Below are 17,870 nucleotides of genomic sequence, written 5' to 3'. Positions count from 1 at the left end.
AACTTGGGAACGGAGGGCAAGATGGCAATTCTGGAACGTTACGACACGGGCGCGGTGGCACGGCTGACACTGAACGCCCCGGACCGGCTGAACGCACTAAGTGATGAGATGCTGGCTGCGCTGCAAGCCGAACTTGATGCGCTGCGCGACGACGGCTCGATCCGGGCCGTGGTCCTGTCAGGGTCGGGAAAGGCGTTTTGCGCCGGGCATGACCTGAAGCAGATGACGGCCGGACGCCAATCCGAAGATGGCGGCAAGGCCTACTTTCAGGATCTCTTTTCCCGTTGCGCCCGGATGATGATGTCGATCCAGTCCCTGCCGCAACCCGTTATCGCGCAAGTCCATGGCATTGCGACCGCCGCCGGGTGTCAGCTGGTTGCAACCTGCGACATGGCAGTGGCGGCGGAAGGAACACGGTTTGGTGTAAACGGGGTCAATATCGGCCTGTTCTGTTCCACGCCGATGGTGGCTCTCAGCCGCAACATCCCCAGAAAGCAGGCCTTTGAAATGCTGACCACCGGCGAATTCATTTCAGCAGAGCGCGCCGCCGAATTGGGGCTGGTAAATCGCGTCGTTCCAGAAGCGCTGCTGGAACAAGAAGCCAACGGGCTTGCGGAACTGGTCGCATCCAAGCTTGGCGTGGCCGTGAAGATCGGCAAAGAAGCGTTCTATCAACAACTGCAAATGCCTTTGGACCAGGCTTATGCCTATACCGGAGACGCAATGGCGCAGAATATGTTGTACCGCGATACAGAAGAAGGCATTTCCGCCTTTATTGAAAAGCGCCCCCCGAATTGGACCCAATGACGCAATTGTTTTGAACATTTTTTGCCACTGTCTTCATTTTTGCACTTTTCAAAAGGGCAACTCTGTGGCAAAGCTGGGTCGAGGCCAAGGCCTCAAGACACTTTTGGGTCGCCGTGGGCGGAAGGTCCCTCCAGCTGGTCTCTCTCACCAGCGCTGACATTCCCGCAGCGGCGACCCCAAGACCCCTCCACCAAATCAGTCACATACAATACGGCAGTTGCGCCTGTGTGTGCGGTGCCCTATGTGGCTGCACATGACACAAGTTTTGCATATCGTCGGCGGTGGAATGGCCGGGTCCGAAGCGACCTGGCAAGCCGCTGAAATGGGCGTTGAAGTGATCATTCATGAAATGCGCCCCACCGTTGGCACCTTCGCACATCAGACAGGAAACCTGGCGGAAATGGTGTGTTCGAACTCGTTCCGATCGGATGATGATGAACAGAATGCCGTCGGTCTGCTGCACTGGGAAATGCGGGCAGCCAATGGGCTGATCATGAGAACAGCCGACGCACACAGGCTTCCTGCCGGGGGGGCTCTGGCCGTGGATCGCGACCCGTTTGCCGAAACGGTCACCGCGAAACTCCGCGCCCACCCACGCGTGAGCGTCACCGATCAGGAAGTCACCTCGCTGCCTGATGACGGCCATTGGATATTTGCGACCGGCCCGTTGACCTCACCCGCATTGGGAGAAGCCATCCGGGCGGAAACGGGATCGGACGCGCTGGCCTTCTTCGATGCAATCGCACCCATTGTCTATGCCGACAGCATCGACATGAGCAAAGCGTGGATGCAATCCCGGTATGACAAAGGCGAGACCGAGGAAGAACGCACGGCTTACCTGAACTGCCCGATGGACCGTGATCAGTACGAGGCTTTCATCGACGCCCTTCTGGCAGCGGACAAAACCGAGTTTCACGAAGGTGAGACCGCAGGCTATTTTGATGGCTGCCTTCCCATTGAAGTCATGGCCGAACGCGGGCGCGAAACCTTGCGCCACGGTCCGATGAAGCCTGTTGGGCTGACAAACCCCCATGCGCCTGACGTCAAACCCCATGCCGTGGTTCAGTTGCGGCGCGATAACGCGTTGGGCACATTGTTCAACATCGTGGGGTTTCAGACCAAGATGAAATACGGCGCCCAGACCGACGTGTTCCGCATGATCCCCGGCTTGGAAAACGCCAGCTTTGCCCGGCTGGGCGGCATCCACCGCAACACGTTCATCAACTCTCCTACCCTGCTCGATGCACAGATGCGCTTGAAATCCAAGCCCAACATCCGCTTTGCCGGGCAGATTACGGGCGTCGAAGGCTATGTTGAAAGCGCCGCGATGGGATTGCTTGCCGGTCGCATGGCCGCCGCCGAAATACAGGGTCGTGATTTGCCCGAAGTGCCCAAAGACAGTGCAATGGGTGCGTTGATCCATCACATTACCGGCGGGGCCGAAGCCAAGACGTTTCAGCCGATGAACGTAAACTTTGGCCTGTTTCGCCCCGTGGACGGCCTGAAAGGCGGGCGGCGCGGCCGGAAAGACCGGTACAAGGCCTATACCGATCGTGCCAAGACTGAATGGCAAACCTGGTTGGATCAATGCTGACTGGACGCGCGGCGTGATCTCGGCCTAGCATGACCGGATGAGCGACAAGTTCCTGGACAGCACCTACAATCTCGACACACCTGAAGACACTGAAACGCATTATCAGAACTGGGCCGCGACCTATGAAGAAGAGGTCGCGGAACAGGGATATGCAACCCCGGGACGGGTGGCCGCGGCTTTGTGGCAATTCCACCCTCACCCCCAAACGCCGATTCTGGACTTCGGCTGCGGAACGGGGCTTTCCGGTCTCGCCTTGCGGGCGGCGGGATTTGAGGTCATCGATGGCATCGACCCCACCCCCAAAATGCTGGAAGAGGCAGAGGCCAAGGGTGTTTACAGAACCCTGACCGGGTTTGACATCACCAAACCGGCCCCGCTCAGGCGCGGCACGTATTCGGTGATCACCGCCATCGGTGTCATCGGTCAGGGCGCGGCCCCGCCCGAGACATTCGACCAGTTGATGCACGCCTTGCCCAAAGGTGGGTTGCTGGCGTTTTCCCTGAACGACCATGCGCTGTCAGATCACAAATTCACCTGCCGACTGACGGATTGGGTCGACATGGGTGCCGCACGTTTGCTATTTCGTGAACACGGGCCGCACTTGCCCGGCATCAACCTTAACTCTGACGTGTATGTTATAGAAAAAGCGTGACTTTCGTAACGCGTTTCGCGCCATCCCCGACTGGCCCGCTTCACCTTGGGCACGCGTATTCTGCGATGATCGCCAGCGACATGGCCAGATCCGAACACGGCCGGTTCTTGCTTCGCATCGAAGATATCGATCGGTCCCGCTCGCGTCCGCATTGGGAGGATCAGATCTATGATGACCTCAATTGGTTGGGGCTGACATGGCCGGAACCGGTGCTGCGTCAATCAGATCGGCTGAGTATCTATGATCGCGCGTTGGAGCGGTTGTGGATGAAAGGTCTTCTGTATCCTTGCCTGTGCAATCGCAAAGATATTGCCGCCGCCGCAAGCGCGCCCCAGGAAGGCGCGCCCTTGTTTGGTCCAGACGGAATTATCTATCCCGGTACGTGTCGAAAAATTAACCAGGGCACAGACTTAAGTCAAAACCCTCACCCAAGGGACCAGGTGTTGCGACTGGATGTTACCAAGGCCTGTCGAACAATCCACGATCCGGCCAAATTCCAATTCTTGGAACTGGGCTCCGGCCCCGGTGGCGAAACAGGAACAATTTCTTTCACCCCGGATGAGTTGGAAACCAATGTCGGCGATATCGTACTGGCCCGCCGCGACATGGGCACGTCCTACCATTTGTCCGTCGTTCTTGACGACGCTGCCCAGGGGATCACCCATGTAGTCCGAGGTCAGGATCTGTTCGAAGCCACCCGCATCCATGTGCTGCTTCAGGTGCTGTTGGATTTGCCGACGCCTGCGTATTATCATCACGATCTGATCCGCGATGACGCCGGCAAACGGCTGGCGAAACGCGACGATGCGCGTGCCATCGCGAAATACCGGGCCGATGGTGCCAGCCCGGCAGACATCCGGCATATGGTGGGACTTTGATCTGGCTCGGTTACGCCATCGGGGCCATCAGTTCGGTCTCGGCTCCGTCCCGCACCGCAGTATAAAAGCACGTCCGGCGATTGGTGTGACAGGCAGCACCGGTTTGACGCACCAGAACCAACAGGCAATCGCGGTCACAGTCGATGCGGAAATCCACCAGTTCCTGCACATGGCCCGAAGTTTCGCCCTTGATCCAGAAAGACTGGCGCGAGCGCGACCAATAGGTCACCCTGCCCGTTTCCAGCGTCTTTTCAATGGCCTGTGCGTTCATCCATGCCATCATCAGAACTTCGCCCGACACCTCATCCTGCGCAATTGCCGGAATCAGTCCCGCCTCGTTATATTTCAGAGTCGATGGATCAAACGCGACGGGGTGAGACATGACAAAAACCTTTTGCATCCGTTGGGCTGGCCACTATGTATGAGGAACACACGACGAGGGAAAGCCATGAGCGGCGAAAACGACCTGATCAAGCTGTATTCCGGACGCATTCTGGCGTTGGCGGCGGACATCCCGCATCTGGATCGGTTGGAAAACCCGGATGCAACGGTCAAGAAACGCTCGCCTCTTTGCGGCTCTACCGTGACGGTTGATCTGAAGGTTCAGGATGGACGTGTCAGCGCCTTCGGGCAGGATGTCAAAGCCTGCGCGCTGGGGCAGGCCTCTGCTTCGGTGGTTGGCGACGCGATCATTGGTGCCACGCGCGCGCAGGTCGAAGCAGCGCGCGATCAGCTTGCTGCCATGTTGAAAAAGGACGGCCCCGCCCCGGATGCGCCGTTTGACGGTCTTGAGGTCCTGATGCCGGCGCGGGACTACAAGAACCGCCACGCGTCAATTCTGCTGGCGCTGGATGCCGCCGCCGAAGCCATGGCGCAGGCCGAACAGGCAGATTGCGCCTGATCATAGCTATTTGATGTAAACCCGTTTACCTTCCGCTTAAATTTAAGGAGGGATGGGTTTTGGAAAATCTACTCGAGCATTTTGTAACTCTTTGGGTCGTGATTGACCCGATTGGAACTATTCCCGTTTTCATTGCCGTCACTGCGGGGCTGGAGGCCGCCGCGCGTCGCAAAACAGCGCTGTTGGCATCGATAATAAGCGCCGGTGTCCTTTTGTTCTTTCTCGTGTTTGGGCAATTGCTGATCGAAGCGCTGGATATAGGACTGAATTCATTTCAGGTCGCAGGCGGCATCATCCTGTTTCTGTTCGCTCTGACCATGATCTTTGGCGAAAGCAAACAAGACATAGAACAGCGTCAGGCCGAAGAGGATCAGGAAGATAAGTATCACAAGCAGAATCCCGCGATATTTCCTCTTGCGGTTCCGTCTCTGGCCTCGCCCGGCGCGATGCTTGCAGTGGTGATCCTGACGGACAACCATAGATACAGTGCAGCCGATCAGGGGATTACCGCATTGGTCATGCTGTCGGTTTTAGTAGTTGCCTTCGTTCTCATGCTTCTGGCCGAACCGATCATCCGCCTGATTGGCCATTCAGGAGCAGCGATCATCAGCCGTATCATGGGGATGATCCTAGCCTCGGTCGCGGTCAATTCGGTCCTGTCCGCATTGCTTGAGATTTTCAAAACCGGCCAGTTGTAAAAAAACCGCCGCACCTTCCGGGCGAAAGGGCGGCGGTAGGCATTGCGTGTCTCGCGTGGGGTCCGGATTACCGCACGGGGCCGAGGCAAGGCCCCTCAAGGGGTTTGGGACAGGCAGGTCACCCTTGACTGAAATGGGGATGACAGCGCGGTTTTTTCGGCACGAGATCGCAGGCAGAAAGGTTTAGAAGCCAACCGGCAGGTGCAAGGCGACCATCAGGATCACGACCAGAGACATCACGCCCACGGCATCCTGTAGGATCGTCGATTGTGAGCGGCTGAATACGGTCTTGATCTGGGTCAGCATAGTATCACCTCCGGTCAGAGCTTTAATCCTTTGTTGACCTTTTGTTCTCATATTTATCCGAGTCGGTAAAGAACTTTTTAAGAACATTTGTGAACTTTCCGGAACTTTTTGCCTAACCTACTGAAATCAAACGGATCGCCTGATCCTGCTTCATCAGCCACAAAAGTACGCGCGCCGCGCGCCCCCGGGCCGAGGTCAGCTTGGGATCCGCATTCAGCAATGCCCGGGCATCGGATTGGGCCACGGCCATCAAGCCGGCCTGACGCTCGAGATCCGCAATGCGGAACTTTGGCAGACCGGACTGCGCAGTTCCGATCAGATCCCCGGCGCCGCGCATCTCCAGATCGGTTTCCGAAATACGGAACCCGTCTTCGGTTTCACGCAGAACCTCCAGCCTTTTGCGCCCCCCCTCGCTGAGCGGCGGCTGATACATCAACAAACACGTCGATTCCGCATCACCCCGGCCCACGCGGCCGCGCAATTGATGCAGTTGGGCCAGACCAAAGATTTCGGCCCGTTCGATGACCATGATCGTGGCATTGGGCACATTGACCCCCACTTCTATGACGGTCGTGGCCACAAGAACCTTGGTGTCCCCGTTCTGGAATGCGGACATTGCCGCGTCTTTTTCCGACGGCGGCATTTGCCCGTGAACCAGCCCGACCACACCTTCGCCCAATATGGCACGCAAGCGTTTGAACCGTTCTTCAGCTGCCGTCAGATCTGAAACCTCTGATTCATCGACCAAAGGGCAGACCCAATAACATTGCCGCCCCTCATCAATCGCCCGACGCAGATGCGACACGACCTCGTCCATGCGCTGCGTACTGACAATCGCTGTCTTGATCGGTTTGCGCCCCGGCGGCTTTTCGTCCAGCACCGAGACATCCATATCGCCATATTGCGCCAGCGCCAGACTGCGTGGAATCGGGGTGGCGGTCATCACCAGAACATCCGCGCCCTGCCCTTTTTCCGACAGCTCCATCCTCTGGCGCACGCCGAACCGGTGCTGTTCATCAACTATGGCCAAGCACAGCGCTTTGAATTCAACATCACTCTGAAACACGGCATGGGTGCCAACCAGAATTTGGATATTGCCATTTTTCAAAGCCTCAAGCTTGGCGCGCCGCTCTGCGCCCTTGTCACGCCCGGTGAGCAGTTCCAGCACCACTCCGGCCTCTTCCGCCAGCGGTCGCAACCCTTCTAGGTGCTGGCGGGCGAGTATCTCGGTCGGGGCCATCATCACGCCCTGCCCTTTGGCCTCGACTGCAATCAGAAGGGCCATGAAGGCCACCAATGTCTTGCCGGCCCCCACATCACCCTGCAACAATCGGTTCATGCGGGAATCCGATGCCATATCGGCCGCGATTTCCTCGATCGCGCGGCTTTGTGCGCTGGTCGGACGATAAGGAAGGCTGGCCAACACCCTGGATTGCAACGCGCCTGTCCCTACGCTGACGACACCACGGGATTTCCGCTCTCGCTGACGCGCCAGAGCCAGCGTCATCTGATGGGCGAACAACTCGTCATAGGCCAGGCGCTGACGCGCGGGCGCAAATGGTGAGACATCATCAGCCCCCTGAGGATTGTGACCGGCACGAATTGCCGAGATCCAATCCGGCCAGTTTTGCTGTGCCATCTGCGCCGGGTCGATCCATTCCGCCAGCTTTGGCGCCCGCGCCAATGCGCTGCGGGTGGCCTTGAAGGCCGTTTTTTGAGTCAGCCCCTGTGTCAGATGATATACCGGTTCGAATTCCGGAATTTCACTGGCTTGCTCGACCGGCAACATATGATCCGGATGCACCATCTGAGCCATGCCGTCGAACAGCTCCAGCTTGCCCGATATCACACGGCGCGCGCCCTGAGGCAGTACTTTCTTCAGATAGTCCCCGCGCGCGTGAAAGAAAACCAGCTGAAAATCGGCCTGGCTGTCTTCGACATGCACGCGGTATGCGCCACCCTTGTTTCGAGGCGGCCTGTGTGGGCCGACCGTCACTTCAACCGTCAACGTCGCAGGCAGATCGACGCCCTGAATCGTCTCTCGCCGACGTCGGTCGACGACGGCATAAGGTAGGCCGAACAGAACGTCGCGTGGGCTCTCAACGCCGGCCTGTTCCAGAACTTGCGCGGTCTTGGGGCCGACGCCCTCGAGTGTTTCAAGCCCCGCAAACAGCGGGAACAGCTGTTCCGGCCTCCCGCTCATGCGCCTTCGATCAGCTGCAACCAGCCATCCTCATCCAGGGTTTCGATACCCAGCTCTGCCGCTTTCCTGGCTTTCGAACCCGCACCGGGCCCGGCGACCAGAATATCTGTTTTCTTGCTGACGGAACCGGAAACCTTCGCACCCAACGCCTCGGCCCGTGCCTTTGCCTCGGCGCGGGTCATCTTTTCCAGAGTGCCGGTGAACACGACCGTCTTGCCAGCCACCGGGCTGTCTGAGGCGGGCGCATCAGGTGCGACGATTGTCAGTTCCTTGCGCAACGTATTGAACGCGCGCCTCTCTTCCACGTTCGAAAACGCATCGGACAGGGACAGACCCAGCGTTGCGCCGATCCCGTCTATTCCGATCAATTCAGCCCAGGCGGCATTGGCATCCGGCGGAACGCGCGCCGCGGTTATGGCCGCATCCCGCACTTCCTTGACACGTGCCCGACGACCTTCTGCCAGCGCGGCCGCCCGTTCGGCATCCTCGGCCTCATCCGCTTGCCGCTGAGCCAGAGCTGCCGGGCGGGCGGTGTCCAGGGCCTGCGTCATGGTCTCCCAATCGCGGTAAAACAGCGCCAGATCGCGCGCTCCGACCTCGCCGACATGTCGAATGCCCAAAGCGAACAACAGGCGCGCAAATGGAATAGTCCGCTTTTCGTCGATCGCGGCAAACAGATTTCTGGCCGAGGTTTCCCCCCACCCATCCCGGTTTTTCAGCCGTGCCAGATTGGCCCTGTCACGCTGTTCCAATGTAAAGATATCCGCCGGAGTCTTTATCGGAAGGATCGGATCATCATAGAACATCTCGATCTGTTTCGCGCCAAGGCCTTCTATGTCAAACGCCTTGCGCGAGACGAAATGTTTCAGCTTTTCAACGGCCTGCGCGGGGCAAATCAAACCACCGGTGCAGCGACGGACCGCATCACCTTCTTCACGGATCGCCTCGCTTTGACATTCCGGACAGCGCGTCGGAAAGATAAAGGGCTGCGAACCGGCCGGGCGCTTGGACAGATCAACATCTGACAGTTTCGGAATCACATCCCCGGCGCGGTATACCTGAACCCAGTCACCGACACGAATATCCTTGCCATCGCGGATCGCGCCGCCCTTGGCATCGCGCCCCGCGATATAGTCTTCGTTGTGCAAGGTGGCGTTGGACACAACAACACCGCCCACCGTCACCGGATGCAACCGTGCAACCGGGCTAAGCGCGCCTGTACGACCGACCTGAATGTCGATCGCTTCCAGCCTCGTCCAGGCCAGTTCGGCCGGGAACTTGTGAGCAATCGCCCATCGCGGCGTGGTTGAGCGGAACCCCAAACGCGCCTGAAGCGACAGATCATTCACCTTGTAGACGACCCCGTCGATGTCATAGCCCAAGGTGGAACGTTGCGCTTCGATATCCCGGTAATGCTCCAGCATCTCTTGCGTCGTTTTGCACAAGCGGGTCAGGGGATTCGTCGAAAATCCAAGTGATTTCAACCGCTCGATCGCCCCCATCTGCGAGTCAGACAATGGCTCTGAAACCTCTCCCCAGGCGTAAGCAAAGAAACGCAACGGGCGCGCGCGCGTGATTTCCGGATCCAGTTGCCGCAAAGACCCCGCCGCCGCGTTTCTTGGATTGGCAAAGGGTTTTCCGCCGCGCTCTGCCTGCCGCGCGTTCAACGCCTCGAAATCCGCGTGAGACATGTAAACCTCACCCCTGACTTCCAGAACCTCGGGCGCGTTTTTCAGGTGCTGCGGGATATCGGATACCGTGCGGGCGTTGGCAGTTACGCTTTCACCGACTTCACCATCTCCGCGCGTGGCAGCCTGAACAAGCCGTCCGTTTTCATACCGCAATGACAGCGACAGGCCATCAATCTTGGGTTCGGCGGTGTAGGCCAGACTTTCACCAGCCCCAATGCCCAGGTATTTCCGGATCGACCTGTCGAAATCGGCCACGTCGTCATCATCGAAAGCGTTGCCCAGCGACATCATGCGCACGGCGTGCGTGACTTTCGAAAAACCATCAGCAGGCTTTGCACCCACTTGATCCGTCGGGCTGTCGGGACGCTTGAGATGAGGGAAGCGCGCTTCTATCTCGGCATTGCGCCGTTTGAGAGCGTCATAGTCGGCATCCGACATGTCAGGCGCATCAGCCGTGTGATACAGCGTGTTTGCTTTCGACAATAGTTCGGCCAGACGTGCAAGCTCGGCACGCGCCTCATCTTCCGTCAGCTCGGATATGGAAATTAAGTTGCTCATGGCCTCGCCCTGTCACGCGTACTTGGACCTCAGTGATAGGGCGAGGCCATGGCCAGGTCCAGACGTGCTGAGCCGTGAGTGCAATGTGCCGCCCTGGACCACCGGCGGCACGGGTGGTTCAAATCAAAGCCCGACCGCCATCCGTGTTTCGTCCAGCGTGTTGCTTTGCGGATCTCGCAGCACATAGCCACGGCCCCAGACGGTTTCGATATAGTTCTCTCCGCCGGTCGCATTGCTGAGCTTTTTGCGCAGTTTGCAGATGAAAACATCAATGATTTTCAGTTCAGGTTCATCCATTCCGCCATACAGGTGGTTCAGAAACATTTCCTTGGTCAAAGTCGTCCCCTTGCGCAGGCTGAGCAGCTCGAGCATCTGGTATTCTTTGCCGGTCAAATGAACCGTCTTGCCATCCACTTCCACGGTTTTTGCATCAAGGTTCACCGCAATTCGCCCTGTATGAATGATCGATTGCGAATGCCCTTTGGAACGGCGGATGATGGCATGGATGCGTGCCACCAGTTCTTCGCGATGGAAGGGTTTGGTCAGATAATCATCGGCACCAAAGCCGAATCCCTTGATCTTGCTTTCGGTATCATCAGCACCGGACAAAATCAGAATCGGCGTTTCCACCCTGGCGATCCGCAACTGGCGCAGAACCTCGTGCCCGTTCATGTCCGGCAGGTTCAAATCCAGCAAGATCAGGTCGTAGTCATAGAGTTTCGCCAGATCGATTCCTTCTTCGCCAAGATCCGTCGCATAGACGTTCAGGTTCGCATGCGTCAGCATCAGTTCGATGCTTTTGGACGTGGTCGGATCATCCTCGACTAGAAGTATGCGCATTTTTCACTGCTCCAATTCGGGTCAATAATTCCAATTAAAATTAAACCTGACCAAGAATGGTTAATCTGACGTTACCGTTGAATCATTTATTCACACTCTCCTTTAGGTTGTCGATACTTTTTTAGCGCCGTCGCCTTCAACGCCTCGGCGCCGTGTTCCGCGACCAAAGAAACCCAACCGTTGAATTCTTCGTCGCTCAGGCCGTATTTCTTTTTTGCGTCAGACAGGCTGATCAGCCCGTAAAGCACCCCACGCACGACAAGAATCTTGCGTGACGCCACCCATCGCCTTGTGTTCGCGGGCGGCAAATCCGCATGCGTCAAAATGGATCCATCCGGCAGAGCAACAGACCTTGGCCCTTCAACTTTGTGCAAATACATCGCTTTACCCTTCTTGCTGCACCAAAGCTGCCCTCAGCCTACTTAAAGTCGCGTGAAACCGCCCCTTGAGAGTGTGTAGAATTTTCCTATATTCTGCCGGTCTTTCTTAACCCGGACTGGAATCTGCAATGGCCCTCGATACCGAGACCCCGCTGAACTCGCTTGGCTTTGCCAAACCACCCTCGGAAACGCGGGTCGTTGTGGCGATGTCGGGGGGCGTCGACAGTTCCGTTGTCGCGGCCTATCTGGCCGATCAGGGCTATGATGTGGTCGGTGTGACTTTGCAGCTATATGACCACGGCGCGGCATTGGCCAAGAAAGGTGCCTGTTGCGCTGGAATCGATATTCATGATGCGCGACGCGTGGCGGAAGAACGGGGATTTCCACATTACGTTCTGGATTACGAGAACATCTTCAAGGATGCCGTGATCGACGAGTTTGCCGACAGCTATCTGGCCGGCGCGACGCCGGTTCCCTGCATCCGCTGCAACGAGCGCGTGAAATTCAAGGACCTTCTGGAAACCGCCAAGGATCTCGAGGCAGACTGCATGGCCACCGGCCATTACATTCAGCGCAAGATGGGCGCCAACGGACCGGAACTGCACAGCGCCGAAGACGCCAATCGCGATCAGTCCTATTTTCTGTTCTCGACCACGCCAGAGCAATTGAATTTTCTGCGCTTCCCGCTGGGCCACCTGCCGTCAAAAGACGCAACCCGTGAGATGGCGGCGCAGTATGGGCTGTCGGTGGCGGACAAGCCCGACAGCCAGGATATCTGCTTCGTGCCCGACGGCAACTATGCCAGCGTCATCGAAAAACTGCGCCCCGGAGCCGCGGAACCCGGCGAGATCGTTCACGCCGATGGCCGCGTACTGGCGCAGCACAACGGCGTGATCCACTATACGATCGGGCAACGTCGCGGTCTTGGTATCGGCGGCCTCAGCGAGCCGCTTTACGTCGTCAAACTGGACGTCGACAAAAAGCAGGTCGTTGTCGGCCCGAAAGAGATGCTGGCAACGCGCGTCGTTCCGGTGCGCGAGATCAACTGGCTGGGCGATGAACCCTTCTCGTCACGCGATGAATGGCATCTGTCCGTCAAAGTCCGCTCGACCCGCCCGCCACGCGAGGCAATCATTCGGCCGCTGTCGGACACCACGGCCGAGGTCGAACTGCTGACCCCCGAGGAAGGAATCTCGCCAGGGCAGGCCTGCGTATTTTACGCAAACGAAGGCAGCCGCGTGTTCGGCGGCGGCTGGATCTGGCGTGGGTATTAGGCTGAAACCGGCTCGACCTCGGGTTCGATCTGAATCTGCAATGCATCGTTGAACCGATTGAACGCACCGCACAAGGCGATGCGCCAGGTCAGCTCAACGATCTGGGCATCGGTGAACCATTCCCTCAGATCCGCCACTTCGGCATCCTTCATACGGCCCGACCGGATCGTCACGGCTTCGGCATAGCGCACGACCGCCTTGTCACAGGCATCCAGTTCCGGATGATCCTCGACGTCCGGCAGACGCGCCGCCCCTTCGGGGCTCAGCCCCGCCACGGTCAGCAGCGGTGTGTGATGCGAGACGCAATAATCGCAGGCATTCAGTTTTGAAACCGTCACCATCGCCAGCTCCAACGCACGGCGCGGCAGGTTCTCCTGCTCTCGCAGGGTCGTCAGCATTCCCGTGACGTGGTTCAGAACCGGAGGGCAATACGCTGCGACGCGGGCCCAGTTGTCAAATGGTCCGTAGGCGCCCAATGCAGCGTGGGACGCGCGCGCGTCGGCCGTCATTTCCTGATCCGACAAAGGGGGGATGCGGGTCATGTCGAAAGCTCCTTTTCTGGGTCACGATACCTTGGACCTGCGCCCCAGCAACAGACCTTGCAGGTCACATATGCGAGACGAAGCGCTCTCTTCGCCGGGTCACAACATATCGGTTGGAGAATTGAAGAGAATATAAAGCCCGACGCAGACCATGATATAGGGCGCAATCCGATCCAGCCGGGCAACGCGTGGGCCAAGGCTTTTGGCGTGGGGCGCCCCCCATGCCGCAACAACAACCAGCAAGGCGGCTGCGCTGGCCGCACCGATCAACGCAACAACCCGATAGGACGGCGCCGAATCCGCAAGCAGAGGGGTCATTACCGCAAAACTGTCTATCGAGAGGCTCAGGAAAAGCGTCACCACCGAAGTCACCGCCCCTTTTGACTCCGCACCTTCGGTGTCCGCCTCACGAAACTGATGCCAGATTCCGCGCAAGCCAAACACCAGTGGGACAAGGCCAAGATAGCCGATCCAAAACGGAAGGCCGCTCTGGTTCAGGCCCACGGCCACGGTCATGGCCAGGGAAAGTACGATCGTCTGTGCGACGGCAAAGCCCACGATCGCACGGCGCTGTTCCATCACCAGAATCAAGCCCAACAAGACAGCCAGATTGTCCAGATTGGTAGAGATCATCGCGATCCCCGCAGAGACTGCAAACAGCGCGTGATCAAGCATTGCGTGGCTGCATTCTGTTCAAAACCGCCCGCGCCGCGCGCAAGCCGGGTGCTTCGCCCCCACGCCCCAACCTGTCCATGGTCAGGTTCATGGCATGCTGTTGCGCATCGGGCGCGCCGGCCACCTTTCGCAAGGCTTCGGCGATTTTTTGAGGCTGACAGTCATCCAGCAGGCATTCCGGCACGGCGCGTGTTTCCGAAACCAGATTGACCAGTGTAACGGTGTCCAGCTTGACCATCCGTTCCGCCATTTTCTGCGTCAGCCAGTTGAGTTTGTACGCAATGACCATCGGTGTATTCTGCGCCGCAAGTTCCAGCGAGACCGTTCCCGAAGCAGCAAGCGCAAGATCTGCGGCGCCAAAGGCTGCTCGTTTGTCGGCCGTGGCTTGCTCTGCCCCCACCTGGCGGGGGTCCAGCACCACGGGAGTGCCTGGCCATTCTGGCACCAGGTCGTTTATCAGATCGGTTGTCGCACCTACGGTCGGGATCACCACGCGGTAATTCGGGTGGTCATCGAAAAACAACCGCAACGCGCCGCCGAAAGACTCTGCCAGACGTTCAATCTCACCCCGCCGAGACCCTGGCAAGGCCAGCAGGATCGGCGCATTGCCCAGATCAAAGCGGTGGCGGAAGGCGGCGATCTCGTCAGGTGTTGCTATCGGTTCGCCAACCACTGGATGGCCGACAAAGTCGCATTCCATCCCTGCCCGCTCCATGTACGGAGGTTCAAAAGGAAGAAGCGCCAGCACATGGTCGATGACCTTTGCCATCTTGTCTGCACGCCCGGGGCGCCAGGCCCAGACGCTGGGGGCAACATAATGCACGGTTCGGATTTTGCTGTTGGCTTTTACGATTTTGGCGACGCGCAAGCTGAAATCCGGGCTGTCTATGGTGATCAATACATCAGGTATCGTGTCCAGCACCGCCTGTGCCGTCTCGGATATCCGCCGTTTCAGGTGAAAAAACTTCGGCAGCACTTCGACAAGCCCCATGACCGAGAGTTCGGACATCGGGAACCGGCTGCGCAGGCCCTGCGCTTGCATCAGCTGGCCTCCCACACCGTCGAATTCAACCTCGGGCACCAGGGTTTTCAACCCCTCCATCAGCGCGCCGCCCAACCGGTCGCCCGAAGGTTCACCGGCGACCAGAAAGACACGCATCAGACCGCCCGCTCGCGGATATAGAGAAACAGACCCAGACGGTTGCATTCAGCGATGACACGCTCTTTTTCCAGAACCAGTACACCGCCTTTTTCCAAAACGATCCCGGACAAACCTGCCGCAACCGTGTCGGTAACAGTTTCCGGCCCGATGGCGGGCAAATCGGCGCGCCGATCCTGATCGGGTTTGGGACCTTTGAACAGAATGCCGCCGCCAGCGTCGGGGCGTTGGGTCAGGGATTGCAGCATCCACGCGGTGCCGAACACCCCCTCGATGGCCAGCGCCTGACCTTTGGACACGGCGCAGGCCTGCCCCGTATCCGCCGCCCCCATTGCCCGAAGAATCCCGGCGCCGCGGTCAGCGTCGGCCATGTCGGCGTCCGAGGGCTGGGCTTCGGTCAGACATCCCACAGGCGGCAACAAACCGGGCGCGATCTCATGCGCGGCCCTGAGGGTGAGGCCGGCCCCTTCAAGAATTCCGATCACGGCGCGCAAAGCGCCGTCATCCCCGGACAGGATGGCCTTTTGGATGATCGGAACCAATGGCAGCGTCGCGGCGTCAATGCGCGAGGGGTCGATTGGCGGGCGCCGAACAGCGCCAGCCAGACAGATATCGGTCACGCCCCGCGCCTTCAGGTCAGCGATGAAACTGCCCAGCTGTTCCAGAGGAAACACGACATCCGCACTCAGGGTGTCCGGCAGAAACCCCTCCATCGCGCAGATCAAAGGGCGTTCTGTCAACTGCGCAACAACTTCGGTCGGCAGCGCCCCGGTTCCCGCAATCAACGCAAGCATGACCCTATTTCCTCGGGGTCAGGAAGGATCGGTCACTGTGGCCGGTGACGAAATCCACGATCTGCTGCACATAGTCGCTTTCGTTGCCTTCACCGATCCGGCTGGCGCGATCCATAAAGGTGCCTTCGCCGTCGGACAATTCCTTGAAGGCCGCACGCAGCGCCGAGATATCTTCACGCGATACACCCTTGCGCTTGAGACCGACGAGGTTTAGGCCATCCAGCTCACCCCTCGACGCCTGTACCAGACCGTAAGGAATAACATCTTTCGGCACCATGGTCAGCGCGCCAATAATGGCCCCGCGTCCAACGCGCACCCATTGATGCAACCCCGAAATGCCACCGACGATCACGTCGTCTTCGACGATGCAATGCCCCGCCGCGCCGGCATGGTTCACCATGATCACACGGTTGCCGATCTGAACGTCATGGGCCACGTGAACACCCGCCATCAACAAGCAGTCGTCACCGATCCGCGTGACCCCTCCGCCACCTTCCGTCCCGGTATTGATTGTCACATGCTCGCGAATGCGGTTGCGTTTGCCAATCTCAAGCCGGGTGTTTTCGCCACTGAATTTCAGATCCTGAGGGATCTCACCAATCACCGAGAAATTGAACACAACGGTATCTTCGCCAATCGAGGTGTCGCCCGTCACGACCACATGCGATTTCAACTCGACCCGATCGCCCAGTTTCACCTGTGGGCCCACGTGGCAGAATGGACCGATGATGCAATCCTGCCCAATCTGCGCACCTTCTTCAATAATTGCGCTGGGATGGACTCCGTTCATGTTGTTTTTTCCATATCCCAGTCGACATAGGCCGAGAATTCCGCCTCGGCGGCGACTTCGCCTTCGACAGTTGCACGGCCGCTGAATTTGAACAGCTTTCCGCCTTTTTTCCCACGTACGGTTTCCACATGCATTTCCAGCACATCACCGGGCACAACCTTGCGGCGGAATTTGCACTTGTCGATGCTCATGAAGTAAATCAACAACTCGGTGTCGATGACGTCCATTCCCACACCCAGCATCACACCGGCGGTCTGCGCCATCGCCTCGACAATCGTGACACCCGGCATGATAGGCGTACCGGGGAAATGCCCCTGAAAATGCGGTTCGTTCATGGTGACGTTTTTGATTCCACGCGCCGACTGATAGCCCGAGATATCTACCACCTTGTCGACCAGCAAAAACGGATAGCGGTGCGGCAGGATCCTCTGGATCAGCTGAATGTCTGCGCTTTTGGTTTCAGTGCTCATGATGCAGATATCCCGTTTTGGATGTTTCTTTTTTTGCGTGGTTAGCAATACAGCACTGCAAGGGCAAGCGAACCTATTCGCCCTGACCCTCTTGTAAATCGCTTCCGTCACCTATCGCAGCGTTTATTCGGATGATTGCGGCTTCGGTGATGTCGGACGTGCTGACGACGACATTGGATCGCTCGATCATCACGCTGGCCCCGATTTCGCGCAACAGATCGACAAGCACCGGGCGCACAATTTCGGAAAAGGTCTGCTGGGCTTCTTCGCTGCGACGGGCCAGAACATCCAGCTTTGCCCTTTGCCCCTCGCGATGGGACTGAACCTTGAGATCAAACGCCTCGGCCAGGGGGCGGAACTCGTCGGCCGACATGGTGGCGCGCTGCTCGGTGAGTTCCTTTTCTTCGCGGCTCAGTTCCGCGACAATCCGTTGGTTTTCTTCGGCCAGTAAGGCGCTTTCCTTTTCAATTTCGCGAAAAACGCGCTGTCCAAAGGCGGACTTGGCAAACAGCTCTTCACTGGACAGGGTGACAACACTGGCTTGTGGCACACCAAGCTGCTGTGCATTTGCCAAAGGCGCCGAGACCATCGTCACAAATGCACACAGGGCCCAAAGCGGGCCCCGTGTTCTGCCAAGCAATCTGTTCAGCATCGCGGA

Annotated in this window: 20 protein-coding genes; 7 read left to right on the top strand and 13 right to left on the bottom strand. The window is 58.3% G+C overall.

Annotated elements, in window-relative coordinates:
• Positions 1-21: 21 nt before the first annotated feature.
• The 4 genes from FIU92_RS07320 to gluQRS all read left to right on the top strand — a co-directional run bounded on the left by FIU92_RS07320 (position 22) and on the right by gluQRS (position 3,931).
• Positions 22-807 carry an enoyl-CoA hydratase gene (locus FIU92_RS07320; RefSeq protein ID WP_152457945.1) on the top strand — a complete coding sequence of 262 codons (786 nt, stop codon included), beginning with the start codon at positions 22-24 and terminating at the stop codon, positions 805-807.
• A gap of 253 nt (positions 808-1,060) precedes the next feature.
• Positions 1,061-2,401 carry a methylenetetrahydrofolate--tRNA-(uracil(54)-C(5))-methyltransferase (FADH(2)-oxidizing) TrmFO gene (gene trmFO / locus FIU92_RS07315; protein WP_152457944.1) on the top strand — a complete coding sequence of 447 codons (1,341 nt, stop codon included), beginning with the start codon at positions 1,061-1,063 and terminating at the stop codon, positions 2,399-2,401.
• A gap of 37 nt (positions 2,402-2,438) precedes the next feature.
• Positions 2,439-3,053 (top strand): class I SAM-dependent methyltransferase, encoded by a 615-nt coding sequence (locus FIU92_RS07310; protein ID WP_152457943.1) that lies wholly within the window; start codon positions 2,439-2,441, stop codon positions 3,051-3,053.
• The gene (gene gluQRS, locus FIU92_RS07305; RefSeq protein WP_152457942.1) at positions 3,050-3,931 is read left to right on the top strand and encodes a tRNA glutamyl-Q(34) synthetase GluQRS; all 882 of its coding nucleotides are present in this window, start codon (positions 3,050-3,052) and stop codon (positions 3,929-3,931) included. Before FIU92_RS07310 ends, gluQRS begins: the two co-directional genes overlap by 4 nt.
• Before the next feature lie 10 nt (positions 3,932-3,941).
• Here the strand turns inward: gluQRS and hisI are convergent, their stop codons facing one another.
• Positions 3,942-4,331: a phosphoribosyl-AMP cyclohydrolase gene (gene hisI / locus FIU92_RS07300; protein ID WP_152457941.1), complete on the bottom strand. Its 390-nt coding sequence runs from the start codon at positions 4,329-4,331 to the stop codon at positions 3,942-3,944.
• A gap of 48 nt (positions 4,332-4,379) precedes the next feature.
• Between hisI and FIU92_RS07295 the strand changes: the two genes are divergently transcribed.
• Both FIU92_RS07295 and FIU92_RS07290 read left to right on the top strand, forming a co-directional pair.
• A complete protein-coding gene (locus FIU92_RS07295; protein ID WP_152457940.1) occupies positions 4,380-4,832 on the top strand; it encodes an iron-sulfur cluster assembly scaffold protein in 453 nt (150 codons plus the stop codon).
• A gap of 59 nt (positions 4,833-4,891) precedes the next feature.
• Complete coding sequence (locus tag FIU92_RS07290; protein ID WP_152457939.1) at positions 4,892-5,530, top strand: MarC family protein; 639 nt, start codon at positions 4,892-4,894, stop codon at positions 5,528-5,530.
• 183 nt (positions 5,531-5,713) lie between these two features.
• On the opposite strand, the gene FIU92_RS23125 is transcribed toward FIU92_RS07290, so the two are convergent.
• From FIU92_RS23125 to FIU92_RS07270, 5 genes are all read right to left on the bottom strand, one after another.
• Positions 5,714-5,836, bottom strand: a complete 123-nt coding sequence (locus FIU92_RS23125) for a hypothetical protein (RefSeq protein ID WP_256367496.1) — start codon at positions 5,834-5,836, stop codon at positions 5,714-5,716.
• A 112-nt stretch (positions 5,837-5,948) separates the two neighbouring features.
• Entirely contained in the window at positions 5,949-8,039 is a 2,091-nt protein-coding gene (gene recG, locus FIU92_RS07285; RefSeq protein ID WP_152457938.1) for an ATP-dependent DNA helicase RecG, read from the bottom strand.
• Entirely contained in the window at positions 8,036-10,288 is a 2,253-nt protein-coding gene (gene ligA, locus FIU92_RS07280; RefSeq protein WP_152457937.1) for an NAD-dependent DNA ligase LigA, read from the bottom strand. The genes recG and ligA overlap by 4 nt, the downstream gene beginning before the upstream one ends.
• Positions 10,289-10,411: 123 nt before the next feature.
• Positions 10,412-11,128 (bottom strand): response regulator transcription factor CtrA, encoded by a 717-nt coding sequence (gene ctrA, locus FIU92_RS07275; protein WP_152457936.1) that lies wholly within the window; start codon positions 11,126-11,128, stop codon positions 10,412-10,414.
• A gap of 86 nt (positions 11,129-11,214) precedes the next feature.
• On the bottom strand, positions 11,215-11,508 hold the full coding sequence (locus FIU92_RS07270) for a DUF1153 domain-containing protein (protein WP_152457935.1): 294 nt from the start codon (positions 11,506-11,508) through the stop codon (positions 11,215-11,217).
• A gap of 128 nt (positions 11,509-11,636) precedes the next feature.
• Between FIU92_RS07270 and mnmA the strand changes: the two genes are divergently transcribed.
• On the top strand, positions 11,637-12,782 hold the full coding sequence (gene mnmA, locus FIU92_RS07265; RefSeq protein WP_152457934.1) for a tRNA 2-thiouridine(34) synthase MnmA: 1,146 nt from the start codon (positions 11,637-11,639) through the stop codon (positions 12,780-12,782).
• Here mnmA and FIU92_RS07260 read toward each other — a convergent pair.
• From FIU92_RS07260 to FIU92_RS07230, 7 genes are all read right to left on the bottom strand, one after another.
• Positions 12,779-13,324: a carboxymuconolactone decarboxylase family protein gene (locus FIU92_RS07260; RefSeq protein WP_152457933.1), complete on the bottom strand. Its 546-nt coding sequence runs from the start codon at positions 13,322-13,324 to the stop codon at positions 12,779-12,781. The genes mnmA and FIU92_RS07260 overlap by 4 nt on opposite strands.
• Positions 13,325-13,423: 99 nt before the next feature.
• A complete protein-coding gene (locus tag FIU92_RS07255) occupies positions 13,424-13,999 on the bottom strand; it encodes a hypothetical protein (protein WP_152457932.1) in 576 nt (191 codons plus the stop codon).
• Positions 13,992-15,158 (bottom strand): lipid-A-disaccharide synthase, encoded by a 1,167-nt coding sequence (gene lpxB, locus FIU92_RS07250; RefSeq protein WP_152457931.1) that lies wholly within the window; start codon positions 15,156-15,158, stop codon positions 13,992-13,994. Before lpxB ends, FIU92_RS07255 begins: the two co-directional genes overlap by 8 nt.
• On the bottom strand, positions 15,158-15,952 hold the full coding sequence (locus FIU92_RS07245) for an LpxI family protein (protein ID WP_152457930.1): 795 nt from the start codon (positions 15,950-15,952) through the stop codon (positions 15,158-15,160). Before FIU92_RS07245 ends, lpxB begins: the two co-directional genes overlap by 1 nt.
• Positions 15,953-15,956: 4 nt before the next feature.
• Positions 15,957-16,742 carry an acyl-ACP--UDP-N-acetylglucosamine O-acyltransferase gene (gene lpxA / locus FIU92_RS07240; RefSeq protein ID WP_152457929.1) on the bottom strand — a complete coding sequence of 262 codons (786 nt, stop codon included), beginning with the start codon at positions 16,740-16,742 and terminating at the stop codon, positions 15,957-15,959.
• A complete protein-coding gene (fabZ, locus tag FIU92_RS07235; RefSeq protein ID WP_152457928.1) occupies positions 16,739-17,212 on the bottom strand; it encodes a 3-hydroxyacyl-ACP dehydratase FabZ in 474 nt (157 codons plus the stop codon). Before fabZ ends, lpxA begins: the two co-directional genes overlap by 4 nt.
• A 73-nt stretch (positions 17,213-17,285) precedes the next feature.
• Positions 17,286-17,864: an OmpH family outer membrane protein gene (locus FIU92_RS07230; protein WP_152457927.1), complete on the bottom strand. Its 579-nt coding sequence runs from the start codon at positions 17,862-17,864 to the stop codon at positions 17,286-17,288.
• Positions 17,865-17,870: the final 6 nt, after the last annotated feature.

This window comes from Ruegeria sp. THAF33 (assembly GCF_009363615.1).
Classification (GTDB): Bacteria; Pseudomonadota; Alphaproteobacteria; order Rhodobacterales; family Rhodobacteraceae; genus Ruegeria.
The sequence above is the reverse complement of the archived record's forward strand: the minus strand, read 5'-3'. Positions and strand labels throughout refer to the sequence as shown.